Source organism: Paenibacillus sp. FSL W7-1332 (genome assembly GCF_037969785.1).
Taxonomy (GTDB): Bacteria; Bacillota; Bacilli; order Paenibacillales; family Paenibacillaceae; genus Paenibacillus_AQ.
The window spans coordinates 2,810,013-2,825,859 of sequence record NZ_CP150209.1 but is presented as its reverse complement, the minus strand read 5'-3'; the positions used below and the strand labels follow the sequence as shown (position 1 = coordinate 2,825,859).

At 48.3% G+C, this 15,847-nt stretch carries 17 protein-coding genes; 1 reads left to right on the top strand and 16 read right to left on the bottom strand.

Going from position 1 to position 15,847, the window contains the following annotated elements; translation table 11 throughout:
* Position 1: 1 nt before the first annotated feature.
* From MKX98_RS12575 to MKX98_RS12555, 5 genes are all read right to left on the bottom strand, one after another.
* Positions 2-406 carry a FixH family protein gene (locus MKX98_RS12575; RefSeq protein WP_071218228.1) on the bottom strand — a complete coding sequence of 135 codons (405 nt, stop codon included), beginning with the start codon at positions 404-406 and terminating at the stop codon, positions 2-4.
* A gap of 284 nt (positions 407-690) precedes the next feature.
* Positions 691-1,482, bottom strand: coding sequence for an HAD family hydrolase (locus tag MKX98_RS12570; RefSeq protein ID WP_220685757.1), 792 nt, complete (start codon positions 1,480-1,482; stop codon positions 691-693).
* Positions 1,483-1,526: 44 nt separating this feature from the next.
* Positions 1,527-2,051 carry a hypothetical protein gene (locus MKX98_RS12565; protein ID WP_071218230.1) on the bottom strand — a complete coding sequence of 175 codons (525 nt, stop codon included), beginning with the start codon at positions 2,049-2,051 and terminating at the stop codon, positions 1,527-1,529.
* A gap of 161 nt (positions 2,052-2,212) precedes the next feature.
* Complete coding sequence (locus MKX98_RS12560; RefSeq protein WP_194542056.1) at positions 2,213-2,419, bottom strand: DUF896 domain-containing protein; 207 nt, start codon at positions 2,417-2,419, stop codon at positions 2,213-2,215.
* A 265-nt stretch (positions 2,420-2,684) separates the two neighbouring features.
* A complete protein-coding gene (locus tag MKX98_RS12555) occupies positions 2,685-3,056 on the bottom strand; it encodes a LysM peptidoglycan-binding domain-containing protein (protein WP_194542055.1) in 372 nt (123 codons plus the stop codon).
* A 175-nt stretch (positions 3,057-3,231) separates the two neighbouring features.
* Here MKX98_RS12555 and lexA point away from each other — a divergent pair, with 175 nt between their 5' ends.
* The gene (gene lexA / locus MKX98_RS12550) at positions 3,232-3,858 is read left to right on the top strand and encodes a transcriptional repressor LexA (protein ID WP_006209658.1); all 627 of its coding nucleotides are present in this window, start codon (positions 3,232-3,234) and stop codon (positions 3,856-3,858) included.
* An 89-nt stretch (positions 3,859-3,947) separates the two neighbouring features.
* Here lexA and MKX98_RS12545 read toward each other — a convergent pair whose 3' ends face one another.
* From MKX98_RS12545 to MKX98_RS12495, 11 genes are all read right to left on the bottom strand, one after another.
* On the bottom strand, positions 3,948-4,661 hold the full coding sequence (locus MKX98_RS12545; RefSeq protein WP_339223216.1) for a hypothetical protein: 714 nt from the start codon (positions 4,659-4,661) through the stop codon (positions 3,948-3,950).
* A 67-nt stretch (positions 4,662-4,728) separates the two neighbouring features.
* On the bottom strand, positions 4,729-5,265 hold the full coding sequence (locus tag MKX98_RS12540; protein WP_339223214.1) for a sigma-70 family RNA polymerase sigma factor: 537 nt from the start codon (positions 5,263-5,265) through the stop codon (positions 4,729-4,731).
* A gap of 158 nt (positions 5,266-5,423) precedes the next feature.
* On the bottom strand, positions 5,424-5,834 hold the full coding sequence (locus MKX98_RS12535; protein WP_220685760.1) for a hypothetical protein: 411 nt from the start codon (positions 5,832-5,834) through the stop codon (positions 5,424-5,426).
* Between the two features lie 209 nt (positions 5,835-6,043).
* Positions 6,044-7,372 carry a type I glutamate--ammonia ligase gene (gene glnA, locus MKX98_RS12530; protein WP_194542052.1) on the bottom strand — a complete coding sequence of 443 codons (1,329 nt, stop codon included), beginning with the start codon at positions 7,370-7,372 and terminating at the stop codon, positions 6,044-6,046.
* A gap of 60 nt (positions 7,373-7,432) precedes the next feature.
* A complete protein-coding gene (locus MKX98_RS12525; protein ID WP_006209652.1) occupies positions 7,433-7,843 on the bottom strand; it encodes a MerR family transcriptional regulator in 411 nt (136 codons plus the stop codon).
* 82 nt (positions 7,844-7,925) lie between these two features.
* A complete protein-coding gene (locus MKX98_RS12520) occupies positions 7,926-9,179 on the bottom strand; it encodes a methionine gamma-lyase family protein (protein ID WP_339223211.1) in 1,254 nt (417 codons plus the stop codon).
* A 145-nt stretch (positions 9,180-9,324) separates the two neighbouring features.
* On the bottom strand, positions 9,325-10,617 hold the full coding sequence (gene hflX, locus MKX98_RS12515) for a GTPase HflX (RefSeq protein WP_339223209.1): 1,293 nt from the start codon (positions 10,615-10,617) through the stop codon (positions 9,325-9,327).
* A gap of 121 nt (positions 10,618-10,738) precedes the next feature.
* Entirely contained in the window at positions 10,739-11,722 is a 984-nt protein-coding gene (locus tag MKX98_RS12510; RefSeq protein WP_339223207.1) for an AAA family ATPase, read from the bottom strand.
* 82 nt (positions 11,723-11,804) lie between these two features.
* Positions 11,805-12,458, bottom strand: a complete 654-nt coding sequence (locus MKX98_RS12505; protein WP_194542048.1) for a YdcF family protein — start codon at positions 12,456-12,458, stop codon at positions 11,805-11,807.
* Positions 12,458-13,015 carry a DUF402 domain-containing protein gene (locus tag MKX98_RS12500; protein WP_071218240.1) on the bottom strand — a complete coding sequence of 186 codons (558 nt, stop codon included), beginning with the start codon at positions 13,013-13,015 and terminating at the stop codon, positions 12,458-12,460. The genes MKX98_RS12505 and MKX98_RS12500 overlap by 1 nt, the downstream gene beginning before the upstream one ends.
* 99 nt (positions 13,016-13,114) lie before the next feature.
* A complete protein-coding gene (locus tag MKX98_RS12495) occupies positions 13,115-15,811 on the bottom strand; it encodes a PBP1A family penicillin-binding protein (protein ID WP_339223204.1) in 2,697 nt (898 codons plus the stop codon).
* Between the last annotated feature and the right edge of the window lie 36 nt (positions 15,812-15,847).

Here is a 15,847-nt window from a genome sequence, read left to right as displayed (position 1 = left end):
GTTACTCTGTTACCTTCAGTTCCTTTAACGGCATGGAATGTTGTCCTCTCGCCGTGACATGTGAAACAATCCGATAGGTTCCTGCCTCATCGAAGGTTTTCTCCATTTTGTATACCCCGCCTTGATCATGCTTAACCGGGACCTTCGCCTGAACGCCGCCGCCTTCCAGCGTGACTTCAAATTCCACAGCGTTCGCATCTTCCACCGGACTTCCGGCTTGCGTCACCTTCGCTTCGATCAGTACCTTCTCGCCAGCCTTAATGCTCTCCGGCGTCAGAGACAGCTCGACGATGATGGGTTCGGCCATCACATCGTCACCGGATTCTGCCTTGCTGTCATTGCATGCGGCAAGCGCAACTGCCATCAGCACCATAGCTGCAATTAGGGCCATTTTTTTTCGGGTCATGCTCTACACCTCTTTTACAAAATAGGACTATGTATTGGTTCATTCACGTAATGGTCATTTCCAAACCTCGTTAAGTTACCTATTCCATTATATCTCATTATTCTGTTACTTCTATCTCATGCAGCTTACAATTGTGTGACGTTTATCATAGCCAGCTGCAAGGTTGAAGTCCGATCGTATAACCAACAAAAAAACAGCCGATAACCGCAGAATTCTGCAGTTATGGCTGTTCCTATGTACAGTAGAATACCAAGTATACAGGTGTAAGCTCTTTATTGCATGGTTTATAGGGATGCTACGATGGTGTGCAGCTCCGATAAATGTTTGATCTCAAACTTCGGTTGAATGGAAGGATCATGAGGTCGGTTTACCCGATTGATCCAAACGGTATGCAGTCCAGCCGCATTTCCGCCTTTAATGTCTGTGGTCAGCTTATCTCCTACCATCACGGCCTGATCCGCCTCGACACCTAACAAGTCGAGTGCATGCTGGAAGATGGAAACATCCGGCTTTCCTCTGCCAAAATCGCCAGATATGATAATATGATCAAAATAAGGAACCAGTTCTGGAACACCGTCCAGCTTCTCCTGCTGCAGATCCGGGCTTCCGTTCGTAAGAAGCAGCAGCTTTACATTCCCCTGCAGTTCCTTCAGAACTTCAAACGTTTCTTCATATACGTATGGTCTTGTTCTGCGTTCAGCAGCGAATTGTTCGGCCAACGTCTGGGCCAAGGTTTCATTATCAACGCCCAGGCGCTGAAGTCCGCGCCGCCATGATTCCTTGCGGTATACGGGTGCCAGCTCCTGCAGCTGTCTGAATTCAGGCTGTGATCCAGCCGTAAAATTAGCCCACAAGCCTTCAAAAGGGTTAATTCCGATCATTTTGGTAAAAGCAAAGGTATCATAGGATTCATATAATGCTCTCGCTTCTTCCCGTACTGCGGCCAACAGTGCTTTGGCATCAACGCCGGTCTCGTCCGCTCCGGCCTGGCAAGTCACTTCAAACGCTTCTTCCACACTACGTTCATCCCACAACAACGTATCGTCCAAATCAAACAAAACCGCAGCTATCGGCATGTCTCTCCCACTCCTCATATACACTGTGATCTCTATTTTATTTGTTAATTATGCTCCACTGGAATTTGATGAGTCTTTGCGAACTCTTCCAATCTTTCGCCCATCGCTTTCGTATCATAAAGATTCATCATGCGCGAGAATACCCAGTTGCCTGCTTTTCCCTTGCCTTGAATCACAACAGAGCCCGAAGCCAATTTGATTTTCTCGATATCGGATACAGCCAAACGACGTTCCCGATTGAACTTCATCGTGGATACGGAAGCACGCTCAATCTTCAAGTAAGGCTTGCGTAAGAAAATCATAAGCGCCAACAGAATATACAAGCTGACACCAACCCAATTCAACACGTCATTGCTTCCACCGGCTGCCTGTGACGTCGCCGTTCCGAGAAGCGCATACAAACCAGCCAATGCAACAAGCACTAACGGAAGTACATACTTACGTCCTTTAAACACGTCATGCTTATCATTAACGGCAGAGCCTTGGTACGAGGTCAGCCCCTGCTTCTTACGCTGCTTGTTGAGCTGTGACATATTTTTGTTGACTTTTCTTTCCCATGATCGTGACATATGGTTCCCCCTGGACTCAATTTCAAAATATTACCAATCCATATAAACTTGGGGTTACCGTATTCGATTCCCACGAATAATCGGCACCCCAAGTATTATAATTCTATCCTACTATCTGGTCCCTGAATCCACTGTTGTAGATCCAGATGCCAGTTCATCGACTAATGCTTTAATCGCGGGCCGCCTTTTTGTTCATTTTCATCAACCCATTCGATCGATTCCAGCTGTTGTCTAAAGTTACTGCGAATATTGTTAAGGTATATTTCCCGAAGCTCAGCCCGTTCTTTGAGCTCTTCCGCGGTCAATCCCTCACTCTTCTGTTTTCTTGCTAGTACATTGATGCGTTCAACCAAAGTATCGATGTCCATGACTTCTCCTCCAATTCCGATATCATGTATAACTTAAACATGTGAAAAAGAGCTTGTCAAGGCAACAGCGCCCTTACAAACTCTTATTAAGAACAAATATGAACATATGATGCCTATATATGGGCTCCTCATTGTTAAGAAATCAATACTCGTCTATTATAAACACGCTTATACTGCGTGAAATCACATCGTCAGGCAAGACTACAAATATGAAGCGAGAAGTTGAGACATATATAAGGAAAGAGCCTCTCGTAGTATCATCCCATTACCAGACTGGTAAAGACAACACCTCTCCGGCCTGTATATCCGGACCTTTCAATCCGTTCATTCTTCGGATGCTATCAAGATATACTCGTGTATCCATATCTGCCGGTTTATGAAGGGAAGCAATCCGCCACAAACTATCACCATATTGAACAATAACCTGCTTCTCCCCAGTAGGCTTGTCCATCCCCCCGGCAAAAACAGAGTATGCCCCTGTCCAAAAAGAAGCTACGATCAACAGGATGAATAAAAGCTTTATAAAAGGAATGGATGCCATTCTGGACTTTAATTGGTGGATCCAAGTCTCCGGGGACTTCATCGTTTGCACTGGAACGTTCTCATAAATGCTGCGGTATGTACTGTATTTCAACATGGAATCATCATCTCCCAAACAAGTGTTCTCTTATGGATTTATATTAACACGAACACTTGTTTGATTCAATACCCAAAAGAACATTTGTTCTATTTTTATTTAGAACTTATGTTTGTACGAACGGAAGTTCTATGTTATAATTTTCCCAAACGTTACTAAATGGGGTTGATACGGCATGTCGAAAATATCCAGCCGCCAGCTGGCGATCTTAGAGTTTATCCGCAACGAAGTTCGTAGCAAGGGTTACCCGCCTTCTGTCCGGGAAATCGGAGAGGCTGTCGGACTAGCTTCCAGTTCAACGGTCCATGGACATCTTGACCGTTTGGAGAAGAAAGGCCTAATTCGCCGTGACCCTACGAAACCAAGAGCAATCGAGCTGCTTGGCCAAGAAGAGTCCGATAGCGCGAATCTGTTTACCCACACCATTGCCAGAGTGCCTGTTGTTGGTAAAGTCACTGCAGGTGTTCCTATTACAGCCATGGAGAACATTGAGGATTATTTCCCGCTCCCGCAGCATTATGTAGGAGACGATAAGGTTTTCATGTTGTCGGTTGTCGGTGACAGTATGATCGAAGCTGGCATTCACAGCGGTGACTATGTCATTGTGCGCCAGCAGCAAACTGCAGACAATGGCGACATTGTAGTAGCGATGACAGAAGAAGACGAAGCAACTGTAAAGACCTTCTATAAGGAGAAGGATCATGTAAGATTGCAACCGGAGAATCCTACCTACGAGCCACTGCGCCTGAACCATGTTACGATTCTCGGTAAAGTAATCGGACTCTTCCGGGATGTCCACTAATCTCATAGATCTATGAATAAGAGGTTACCTCCCTTAATTGGATGGTAACCTCTTGCTTTTTCTATACAGATCACGAAACTTGATCATAGCTAGTTTGTATGCTCCATAATGCCTTGTTTAAGATCCAGCCGATACATCCGTGTAGGTTTATAATCCGGCGAGCCTTCCCCACCTGGTCCCTCCGTGGACTGCAGAACAAGCTTATTGTCTTTCACCATGGGTGCAGTACCTGGTCTGTAATAGGAAGTATAGGACACCGTTAATTCATCTTGAAACCTGAGCTGCACAGCCTTGCCCGTATCATGCTCCACGGCGAATGCGTAGATCTGTATGGCATGACAGTCCTGATATTGCGGTGCAAGTATAAATACATCCGCATCCTGAAACGGCAATCGAACCATATGGACAGCTGCAGAAGTTGGCTGAATAAAAGTAAGATCATCCAGCGTGGTTACTTCATCCGTAACTTCATTATAGCTATATCGTACGATGTAGTTTCCGGTAAACGATTGGTCCGTTTCGATACCGAAGCAGCTAGGAGCTCCCAGTGTCGTGATTTTTTCCTTTTCCACAGCAACCACACTGAGCCTTCCCTGATCTGTAAAGCCTTGCGCCCGAATTGTCTCCTCGTTATGTGGTGGTACATCCCCAGCTCTCTGTTGTTCCTCAACGTCAAAAGGCAGCTGTATGGCAAGTATCATAACCAGAAGCAGCAGCACGCCTGTAAAGCCAACTTGTAGATACTTTCGGCGCTTAGGCCTACCTTCGTCACGGATCACGGACATCTGGACGTTTTTTTTCATTTCAGCCGTAAATTTATCATTTGGAAAAGGTCCCTTTGAAACCCGGGAATACCAGTCTGGTTTATCCTCATTCATCTCCATTCTCCTTTAACAGGTTCTGCACTTTTTTCCTTGCCCGATACAGTCTGGATTTTACGGTACCCGCCGCTAGGTTAAGGAACTCCGCAATCTGATTGATTGACATCTCATAGTAAAGGTCCAAGATGAGCACCTCCCTAAACTTCCTGGGTAAAGTCATAATCATGGCCCATATTTCATCCGTGTACTGCCCGTCCAGATACTCCAGTTCCGCGGACCGACTTGACGCATCGATGTGCAGTCTGTCCTTAAGGGTCACTTTCCGAAAGAAAAAAGCCTTTTTGTACCGGAACGCGGTATGTCGTGTGATCGTGAGCAGCCACGTTTTTAACGACGCCTGACCGCGAAATGTATGTATGCCAAAATAAGCTTTAATAAACACATCTTGAGCAATATCGTCTGCCAGTGCTTGCTGTTTGGTCAGAAAATAAGCGTAATTCCAGATATCATTTCCGTACAAGCTCATGATTTTATCCAGTGTCTGTGTGTCCATCACCGTCATCTGCTTCAAGTATTCCAGCTCCAACCGATTCACCTCATCTAATTAGAGTCATGGAGGTCAGCAAAGGTTCCCCTCTTCCGAAAAAAACAAAAAAAAGAATCTCCCCTTATAGAGGGTGATTCTGTAGTAGTTGCATTCTATGAACGATTCTCCATAACCATAAGTCAAAATGATGACTATTATCAAACCAGCGGAGCCTCATCCCAGTCCTGTTTAAATTGGGAACCAAATCTCCGGACAGATTCCTTGTCGGCCTTTAACTGAAAATCCTGTTCCGATCCGTAAAAACGCAACTGATAGATTCCTTCTTGTTCCATGGGCTTCCAGCTCAGCTGATATAAATGTTTTTCAAATGACATAAATAAACCATCTAATTTAAAACCATTTAAGTACTCCAGCGGAAATTCAGCAGTTACCGAGATAAAGTTCCGGATCGTCAAATTCGTCCACCCAAAATTCAAATCATAAATGATTCGTTTATCCTGATAAAACTTAAAATTGACCTGGCATCCTTCATCCTCACCAGGAATACGAGATATAAAGGTGAAATCAGCTCGGGTCCCTTTCTCTTCATGGTCGTTTAGAGTCGCCATTTACTGATCTCCTTTGTTTCATCCACTACATTCATCCTGCCCCACTACTTTATATGATTTCAACTAAATCCTACAAGCCCTGTTTAAATGAGCTACCCATTCTAAAATAGGGGCATTTTGGGGGTGAAACAAGAATAACTATCATTCCACCACCATCTGCCCCCAAAAACAAAAACCCCTCACGCCTTACGGCGCAAGGGATTCCTCTATTAATACATTGTAATGTACTGATCGCGTTCCCATTGGTGAACTTGCGTGCGGTACATGTCCCATTCGATTTCTTTCAGCTCATAGAAGTGAGCCAACGCATGATCACCGAGTGCATCGGAGATGACTTCGCTGCGGATCAACTCGTTGAGTGCTTCCTTCAGGTTTGCAGGCAAGCTAGGGATGCCTTCCTCAATGCGCTCTTCTTCCGTCATCACGTAGATGTTACGGTCAATTGGAGCCGGGAGCGACAGCTCGCGCTTAACGCCGTCCAAGCCTGCTTTCAGCATGACGGCCAGAGCAAGATAAGGGTTAGCCGCCGGATCCGGGTTACGCACTTCGATGCGCGTGCTGAGACCACGGGACGCAGGAATACGAATCATCGGACTGCGGTTACTTGCAGACCATGCAACGTAGCAAGGTGCTTCGTAACCAGGCACGAGACGCTTGTACGAGTTAACCGTTGGGTTCGTGATCGCGGCAAACGCGCGTGCATGCTTAAGAATACCCGCCATATAGTGCCGAGCCGTTACGCTCAAGCCAAGCTCATCACTCTCGTCGACAAACGCGTTCTCTCCGCCTTTGAAGAGCGATTGGTTACAGTGCATGCCGGAGCCGTTCACACCGAATAGCGGTTTTGGCATAAATGTTGCAATCAGTCCATGCTGACGAGCGATCGTCTTCACTACCAATTTAAACGTTTGAATCTGGTCAGCTGCTTTAATCGCATCTGCATATTTGAAATCGATTTCGTGCTGGCCGGGAGCAACCTCATGGTGAGAAGCTTCGATTTCGAAGCCCATCTCTTCCAGTGTCAATACGATATCGCGGCGGCAGTTCTCGCCAAGATCCGTAGGCGCGAGGTCAAAGTATCCACCTTGGTCATTGAGCTCCATGGTCGGGTTGCCTTTTTCATCGGTTTTGAACAGGAAGAATTCAGGCTCCGGACCGACATTCATGGAAGTGAAGCCCATCTCTTCGGCTTCTTTCAGCGCTCTCTTCAGAATGCCGCGCGGATCTCCTGCAAACTGTGTGCCGTCAGGCATGTAGACATCACAGATCAGACGCGCAACGCGATCCTCGGATACCCAAGGGAAAATCATGAAGGTATCCAGGTCCGGGTACAGGTACATATCGGATTCTTCGATCCGTACATAACCTTCGATGGATGAACCGTCGAACATCATTTTATTATCAAGCGCTTTAGGCAGCTGGCTGACAGGAATTTCAACGTTTTTAATCGTTCCAAGCAAATCTGTAAATTGCAAGCGGATAAATCGAACATTTTCTTCTTTGGCAATGCGTAGAATGTCCTCTCTGGTATAACTCACTTTATCCTCTCCTTTTTAAATAAAAACTAGATTGAATGATGAATTACAGCATGGCAATCCTTATTTATTAAAAAACCGGGATAATTCCCCTTGAATCAATGAAACCTGACCCGGTCTTTTAGCGGTAATCAATTCCTGCTTCAGCAAACGTCGCAACTGGGACTCAGACATCTCACGGCGTCTGTTCTCGGTATCAGGAGTAATGACGGTAGCCTCTTCTGACTCCTTCGTGACAGGGTTCATTACTTGCTTAATGCCGGCGATATTAACACCTTTTTCAATCAAAGCCTTAATCTCTAGCAGTCGCTCCACATCATTGAAGGAAAACAGGCGTTGGTTGCCCGACGTACGGGCTGGGACAATTAAGTTATGCTGCTCATAATAGCGAATTTGTCTGGCAGATAGATCCGTAAGCTTCATAACAATGCCTATCGGAAATAACGCCATATTCCTCCGAATCTCATCACCCATATCTCATCAACCTTCCAAGTGGTCTATTCTGATCCTATTGTACATTTCCTGATCAACCACGTCAACCGCATGTAAGGATAACTCACAACAATTTACGATCTTTCATGCTTTGGAGGGCCATAAGCACACCATATTTAACATGGGAGTAGGTTAAGCCGCCTTGCATATAACCGATATAAGGTGATCGGATCGGCGCGTCCGCTGATAATTCGAGGCTTCCTCCCTGAATGAACGTACCTGCCGCCATGATTACGGGATGTTCATACCCAGGCATATCCCAAGGTTCAGGCACCACATGACTATCGACCGCCGCGGCCTGCTGAATCCCTTGAACAAAAGCGATCAGATGATCCGCACCGGTAAACGATACAGCCTGAATCAAATCGGTTCGCTCATCCTGCCAGCCCGGCTTGGTTGTGAATCCTACCGCCTCAAACATCGCGGCAGCATAAATGCTGCCCTTAACCGCTTGTCCAACCGTGGATGATGCCAGGAATAATCCCTGATAGATCCCTCTGGTCGTTCCCAGCATAGCCCCCACTTCTCGTCCGATGCCGGGAGCAGTCAGCCGATAGGCCGCCTTATCGACATAGGCTGCTTTACCGCATATGTAGCCGCCGGTTTCAGCAATGCCGCCGCCAGGGTTTTTGATAAGCGAACCTGCCATCAGGTCAACGCCCACCTCCGTCGGCTCCAATCGCTCCGTAAACTCGCCGTAACAGTTATCAACGAAAACGATCAAATCCTTGCGTATAGACCTGATCCGGCTGACCATGTCACCAATCTGCGATACCGTGAACGAAGAACGCCAATCATAACCTCGGGAACGCTGGATACCGATCACCTTAGTTGAAGGCGTGATGGCCCTCTCTACCCGCTCCCAATCAATCTCCCCTTGTTCGGTTAGCGCAACCTCCTGATAACCGATTCCGAAATCCCGAAGGGACCCGGTGCCGTCCCCGGGTTCGCCAATCACTTTATGGAGGGTGTCATAGGGACGGCCCGAAATATACAACAGCTCATCTCCAGGCCTTAACACACCAAACAGTGCTGTTGAGATCGTATGGGTACCGGAAGCAAAATGCGGCCTTACCAGGGCAGATTCGGCTCCAAATACGTCCGCATAGACTAAATCCAGCACTTCACGGCCGCGATCATTGTATGCATACCCGGTGGAAGCCGCAAAATGAAAATCACTCACCTGAAACTTCTGGAAAGCATCGATTACCTTCCACTGATTAAAATCAACAATAGCGTCGATCTCCCGTATACGCTGACCGATTTTGGACTCAATCTCACTGCTCAATTCGAGTATATCTTGCGAAAATCTTGCCATGACTAACTGCTCTCTCCTCTTATACACATGATGTCTCACATCTTAACATATATTTTTGTTGCATAGAACTCATCCACTTCGAGCCGCCCTGAACACGCAATATAAGCCCCTGTACAGGGGCTTATATTGCATTTCCTACCTATGACTAAGATCCATTCTGAACGTAATCATGGAGCAAATAACCCATTTTCTCATAATCCGCTTTATTGATCCGGACCTCATAGAGGATATCATTCTCATCAAAAGACTGCTCCAGCACATCTCCGACACGGTATACAACCGAATTCAGATCCCCGCGGTCAGCCGGAATCCGGAACGTCACGTTCCCTCCGGACAGCTGGTCCTGAATCGCTTCGCGTACCGTTTCCAAATCCTGATCCTCATACGCGCTGATCTTTAATTGTCCATCCCCCGTCGGCAGCATTTCCAGCTGGCCCGGCTCACAAGCATCCTTTTTGTTAAACAGAACGATCTGCGGTTTATCCGCTGCCCCCAGATCCTGGAGGATGGATTGAACGACAGCCATCTGTTCGTCCCGCATAGGCGAAGAAGCATCTACCACATGAAGGATCAGATCGGCTTCGTTGGCTTCTTCCAGCGTCGCACGGAACGCCGCTACCAGATCATGAGGAAGGTTCTGGATAAATCCTACTGTATCCGTAAGGACGACTTCTTTGCCGCTCGGCAGCTCCAGCACCCGCGAAGTGGGATCCAGCGTAGCAAACAATTGATCCTCGATATATACGTCTGCTGCCGTTAAACGGTTCAACAATGTCGACTTCCCGGCATTGGTATAACCGACGAGAGCAACCTGCACGGCCCCGCTCTTCTTCCGGCGCTCCCGATGGAGCGTCCGGTGCCGGGTGACTTCATCCAGCTGCCGCTTCAGGTCGCTGATTCTGTCCCGAATATGCCTGCGGTCGGTTTCGAGCTTGCTCTCCCCCGGTCCACGTGTCCCGATTCCTGCTCCGAGCCTGGACAGGTTCTTGCCATGTCCCGATAACCGCGGGAGCAAATAAGTAAGCTGCGCTAACTCCACCTGGATAATCCCCTCACGGGTCTTCGCCCGCTGAGCGAAAATATCCAGTATCAATTGAGTCCGGTCGATAATTTTTACATCGAGCGTTTCTTCCAGATTCCGAACTTGCGCACCGGACAATTCCTGATCAAATATGGCCGTTGTTGCGCCCAAGCCATCAATGGCCATGCGCAGCTCTTCGACCTTTCCTTTGCCGATAAACCACTTGGAATCCGGAACTTCGCGATTCTGCGTAATGACATCCAGCACCTCCACTCCTGCGGTTTCAGCAAGCTGAACCAACTCCTGGAGCGAGTGTTCCGGGTTTATTCCCGAGCGTTTAACCGCATCCGTCACCAAACTGACCAAAACGGCTTTATCTTCGATCTCTGTCCGGGTATCATGCGTTATATTTGTCATATAGCCAACTCCTTCTAACATTACGTCTCCTAATTTAACTAACCGCTGCTGCCCGCAATAAACATTATGATCCAAAGAAAGCAGCGCTACCCCTTCATTATGTTCGAAGACAAGCTTAAAATCATTGTATTTTTCCGTTTAACTTAAAGTCCTCCGGCCGCAGGGTCATAAGCTCCAGCTTGCCGGGATTACCGGTTACGTACTGATTCAGCAGCCGAACCGATTGATTCCTTATCGATTTCTCGATGACATTCCGTACATAACGCGCATTACTAAAGGCGTGCAGTCCGTGATCCTTCTCCATCTGCAGGTGTTCCTTGAGCTTGCTCAGCGACTGTGGCATCAAGATATAATCCCTCTCCTTCGCCATCAGCTCCGAAATCTGTATCAATTGATCCAGATTGTAATCCGGGAAGTCCATCTGGATCGGAAAACGGGAATACAGGCCGGGATTCGAATCCATAAAAAAATCAATCTCATCACTGTAGCCTGCCAGAATAAGAATGAACTGGTTTTTATGATCCTCCATCGCCTTGACCAGCGTATCGATCGCTTCCTTGCCAAAATCCTTCTCGCCACCGCGCGCCAAACTGTAAGCCTCGTCGATGAACAGGATCCCTCCAAGCGCTTTTTTAACCAGCTCTCTGGTCTTTTGTGCCGTGTGACCGATATATTCACCTACGAGGTCCGCCCGTTCCACTTCGACCAGATGCCCCTTATTAAGCACGCCCATCTTCTGAAACAGCTTTGCCACGATACGGGCGACTGTTGTTTTCCCTGTTCCGGGATTTCCTTTAAAAATCATATGGTACACATGACCGCCGCTTAATAAGCCTGCTTCCGAACGCATCTGGGCTACTTGAAGCAAAGCATAGATTTCAAATACCAAGTCTTTGATTTGTTCAAGACCTACCAGTTGATCCAGCTCTTTCTGTATTTCCTGGAATAGACTGTGCTGGGAAACAGGGTTTGGCGAAGGGGCCGGTTCGCGATCCGGAACCGCACTGCTGATGAGTGGAGGTTCCGCGCTGCGGAGCACGACATTAATCTGCCTGGATGGCCGTCCTTCAGATCGGCCGTTAGCGGCCGTTACACGCCCGTTCATTGCTCCTCACCTCTTTATCCAAAGGGCTGACTATCTATTCCAATGTATTCTATTTACAGCCTGCTTATTAGAAGTTTCGTCCTCATAGGACACCCATGGCGATCAACAGCCGATCGGCCGTCCATTTCGTATACGCCAGCACTTCCCTAGACTTGTGTTTGGCCATCGGCAAAACGGTAGATTCCGTCAGCGATATAGAAGGACGATCATAACCAAGGGTTGTCGCAACCTCCATCGCCCTCGTCCCGTGATAGTCATGGGTTACTATAATGGCGGTTTTCCACCCATGCTCCTCCATTATTGCTTGGCTGAAGAGCAAATTCTCGTAAGTGCTCGTAGCTTCGTTCTCCAGGAAGATTTGTTCCTCGGGTACGCCCGCGTCGACCAAGAAATTTCTCATCCCTTCGGCTTCGGTAAATGGATACCCGGGCTTATCAAGGCCGCCAGAAACGATGAAGGTATCAAAACGGCCTGCATGGTATTCAACCAGTGCATGCTCAAGCCGTTCGCGAAGCCCAGGACTTGGCTGATCTCCCCACATGGAAGCGCCCAAGATGATGCCGACATCCGCCTTTTCCGACGGACTGCTGACGGCGCTTTCGATCTTCCAATATGCATAACCCGACCAGAGCACTCCAAGAACAACGAGAGAGAGCAGGGTAATCATCCCTCTCCGATACCATGCTCTCTTCTTAGTGCCTGCTCGTGGCAGACTCTTATGTATTTCCTGACGCATTATTTCTTCCTCCTGAACTCTCCGTTATGAAATAACTGGTCGCGATGCTTCAGAGACATCATAAAGTAAGGGAATTCATGCGCGTCGATGGCCCGAAGCAGATTCCGCGCGGTCACCTTGGCAAGCCTGTAATCATCCCGCGTAATGTCATTCCGCCCTAAGGCATCCTCAAGCTCATCTTCATCCAGCAAGAACACTTCACCATTTTTGACGACAACAACGTCCAAATACAGATCATCAAACCAAGGGACACCCTGATCCGTTACCCCTTGTTTCTTGCAAATATCGATGTACCATTGAACAATATTTCGTTTGTCATCAAACATGGCTGTCACGATGAAATGGCTGTCCTTCGGATAATACTGCAGCCATGAATAACCTTTGTCCGCGATTCGGTAAGTATGACGGCCATACGTCTTCCACAACGGTTCTTTCAGGCCATATATGGTATATAACGTGAGATACCCTGTAAATTGCTCACATTCCACATACCGGGAAGTGAAGTGCCGGCGGGTGATACGGCGCCAGTTCGCCCGATCTCCGAATTTACGTTTCATGGAACTTTTCCTCCCCATTCGTATTCCCAGCTTACCACATTTGGGTTTCACACTCAAAACAAAGAAGCCTCCGCAATCATGCGGAGGCTTTCAAATTCATTATGGGCTGTCCTGGGACTCGTCAGATCCGTCAACCGGATCCGACGGCTCCACAATGGTTCCCGGTACCGTAGGAATATTGCCCGAATCGGTGTCGGTTCCTCCAGTGCCTGTGTCGCCATTGTTAATTCCATCTCCCGAGCCATCCGATCCATCGCCAGGAAATTGACCATCTTGGCCATTCCCGGCCCCGTTTCCATTGTCAGGAGGATTCGTTCCATTACCGTTACCGTTACCGTTACCATTTCCGTTGCCATTGCCTGGGCCTTCACCATTCCCATTGCCTGGCTCGCCATTACCGTTGCCGTTTCCGTTTCCGTTCCCGTTGCCATTCTCATTTCCAGGAGGGAACTCATTGCCTGCTCCGTTGTCACCTTCATCAACAGGAGGCGGTTCCTGGATGTCCCCCGGATCGGGTTCCAGATCCTCAGGCGGCAATTCCTCGGAAACAGCCACGATTTGTAAAATGTTCGAAGGTTCCGACTCATCGCCGGTTGATGGATCGAAGGCCGTCACGTAATAATCGTAAGTCAAACCTTCCATCGCACTCATATCCTCGATAGCGGTTCCTCCCAAGGAATCGAGAATGCGGGTGTATTCCGATTCCGACGTTTCCTTACGGTACACGCGGTATTGAATGTTGCCGTGAACCGGATTCCAGCTCAGTGATACAGTCTGAGTCTCCCCGTTATAGGAGCCCGTCAAACCGCTGACTGCAGTTAATGTCGTTTCTTCTACAGGCGGCTGTACCGGCTCGGTACTCGGGAAGCTCTTGGCTTCATATCCCTGAACCGCCTTCTCCATTACTTTGCCCCATAGGGAAGCCGAGATCGAACTGCTTCGTTTCAGCAGATGCTGCCGGTCAGGGTTGTCATAACCCATCCATACAGCTGCCGTTAACTCCGGCGTATATCCGACAAACCATACGTCGCGGTTTGAGCTGACGCCCTTATAGCCGCTCTGCGTGGTTCCAGTCTTACCGGCTACCGGACGGCTGATTCGAGCATTTCTACCCGTTCCGTCCTCTACGACGCGCTTCATCATGTCTGTCATTTGCGAAGCCGTCGAAGCACTCATTACACGCTTCCCTTTGCTGCCTTTATTCTCATGCACAACCTTGCCTTTGTTATCCTTAATCTGTTTGATCGCAAAAGCCTCTTTAAATTCTCCGCCATTGGCAAAAGCGCTGAAAGCCTGTGCCATCTCAAATGTGTTCGTACCTGTATCCATTCCGCCGAGGGCCAGGGATAAGTTCGCATCGCCTTCGGTCATCTTGATGCCGAGACTCTGTGCAAACTCGAATCCGGCTTTTACGCCGATTTGGTTCAACAGCCATACGGCCGGAATGTTCTCGGAACGCTGAATCGCTTCCGGCATGCCAATGGTCTCCGAGTAACCGTGCAGGTTGTTCGGACAGTAATTGCTGCCAAAACATTGCTTTTTATTACTTAATCTGGAGTCCTTCGTAAACTTCCCGGATTCCAGCGCCGGTGCATACGATACAATCGGCTTCAAGGCGGATCCCGGCTGACGACGGCTGTCGGTAGCCCGGCTGAACCCGCCGCGCGTATATTCCCGTCCACCGGACATGGCGACGATACCGCCGGTTTCCTGGTTTATGATGACCATAGAACCTTCAACCGGCACGTCGTCCGGACTTTCTTCAAAGTTTTCCGGATTCTTGAACTCTTCTTCCATTGCCGTCTGGGCATTCACGTCCATCGTGGTGTAAATCTGATAACCGCCGATGTTAACGTCGTCCTCGGTAAGGCCCCACTTCTCTTCTGCCTCTTCCATGACATAATCGATAAACGCTGTATATTTCTGCTGTCTTTCAGGCGGTGTATAAGCATAGTCCACTTTTTTGGCTTCCGCTGCCTCTTCGGCCGTGATATACCCCTGCTGTTCCATCAGGGTCAATACGACCGCACGACGCTCTTTGGAGAGGTCAGGATTCTTAAGCGGATTATATCGGGACGGTCCCTTCGGCATTGCCGCAAGTGTCGCCATTTCCCATAAATCCAGCTTGTTCAGATCCGACTTGCCGAAATAACGCTCGGATGCGGCTTTGATGCCGTAATAAGGTCCTCCGAAGTTAATCCGGTTTAAATACATCTCGATAATTTCCTGTTTGCTGTGCTGACGCTCAAGCGCCAGCGCGATCGACATTTCCGTCGCCTTCCGGAAGAAGGTTTTATCCCTGGTCAAGAATATATTCTTCGCCAGCTGCTGCGTGATCGTGCTTCCGCCTTCAACCATGGAACGGGCCATGATATCCTTTACCGCTGCGCGGCCGATCGACCACATGTCCACGCCGTTGTGCTCCATGAACCGTTTATCTTCTGTTGCAATGAATGCTTGTATCAATTTCTCAGGAATATCCTCGTACTTCACGGGATCACTCTTCTGGAGGGATAGTTCGCCCATCAGCGCGCCGTTGCGGTCATATACCTTGGAAGTACCGTATGCGGTCAGCTTATCCTGATTCTGCTCCAGCAGCTTTTCACCGCTGATCAGGATGAACAAATAACCTGCAAGCGCACAGAAGATCGCAATGACGGCCGTGAAAAACAACGCCCACGCGATTCGCTTTCCCTTGCCCTTTTTCTTCTTCGCATTCGGTTTCGTGGTTTTGGATGTCTTCGAGTTGTCTTTGTTTTTATTCAACCGTGACATCTGATTATCTTTTCCAGCCATTTGTCCCCCTCCTTACTCCCTTGCGGGATCAAGCCT

What these genes read in the sequence shown, in the direction of transcription:
- lexA (WP_006209658.1), top strand. Translation starts at nt 3,232, where the DNA reads ATGTCGAAAATATCCAGCCGCCAGCTGGCGATCTTAGAGTTTATCCGC.
- MKX98_RS12570 (WP_220685757.1), bottom strand. Translation starts at nt 1,482, where the DNA reads ATGCCGATAGCTGCGGTTTTGTTTGATTTGGACGATACGTTGTTGTGG.
- MKX98_RS12520 (WP_339223211.1), bottom strand. Translation starts at nt 9,179, where the DNA reads ATGGCAAGATTTTCGCAAGATATACTCGAATTGAGCAGTGAGATTGAG.
- MKX98_RS12510 (WP_339223207.1), bottom strand. Translation starts at nt 11,722, where the DNA reads ATGAACGGGCGTGTAACGGCCGCTAACGGCCGATCTGAAGGACGGCCA.
- MKX98_RS12545 (WP_339223216.1), bottom strand. Translation starts at nt 4,661, where the DNA reads ATGAAAAAAAACGTCCAGATGTCCGTGATCCGTGACGAAGGTAGGCCT.
- MKX98_RS12535 (WP_220685760.1), bottom strand. Translation starts at nt 5,834, where the DNA reads ATGGCGACTCTAAACGACCATGAAGAGAAAGGGACCCGAGCTGATTTC.
- MKX98_RS12500 (WP_071218240.1), bottom strand. Translation starts at nt 13,015, where the DNA reads ATGAAACGTAAATTCGGAGATCGGGCGAACTGGCGCCGTATCACCCGC.
- hflX (WP_339223209.1), bottom strand. Translation starts at nt 10,617, where the DNA reads ATGACAAATATAACGCATGATACCCGGACAGAGATCGAAGATAAAGCC.
- MKX98_RS12575 (WP_071218228.1), bottom strand. Translation starts at nt 406, where the DNA reads ATGACCCGAAAAAAAATGGCCCTAATTGCAGCTATGGTGCTGATGGCA.
- MKX98_RS12495 (WP_339223204.1), bottom strand. Translation starts at nt 15,811, where the DNA reads ATGGCTGGAAAAGATAATCAGATGTCACGGTTGAATAAAAACAAAGAC.
- MKX98_RS12565 (WP_071218230.1), bottom strand. Translation starts at nt 2,051, where the DNA reads ATGTCACGATCATGGGAAAGAAAAGTCAACAAAAATATGTCACAGCTC.
- MKX98_RS12560 (WP_194542056.1), bottom strand. Translation starts at nt 2,419, where the DNA reads ATGGACATCGATACTTTGGTTGAACGCATCAATGTACTAGCAAGAAAA.
- MKX98_RS12555 (WP_194542055.1), bottom strand. Translation starts at nt 3,056, where the DNA reads ATGTTGAAATACAGTACATACCGCAGCATTTATGAGAACGTTCCAGTG.
- MKX98_RS12505 (WP_194542048.1), bottom strand. Translation starts at nt 12,458, where the DNA reads ATGCGTCAGGAAATACATAAGAGTCTGCCACGAGCAGGCACTAAGAAG.
- MKX98_RS12525 (WP_006209652.1), bottom strand. Translation starts at nt 7,843, where the DNA reads ATGGGTGATGAGATTCGGAGGAATATGGCGTTATTTCCGATAGGCATT.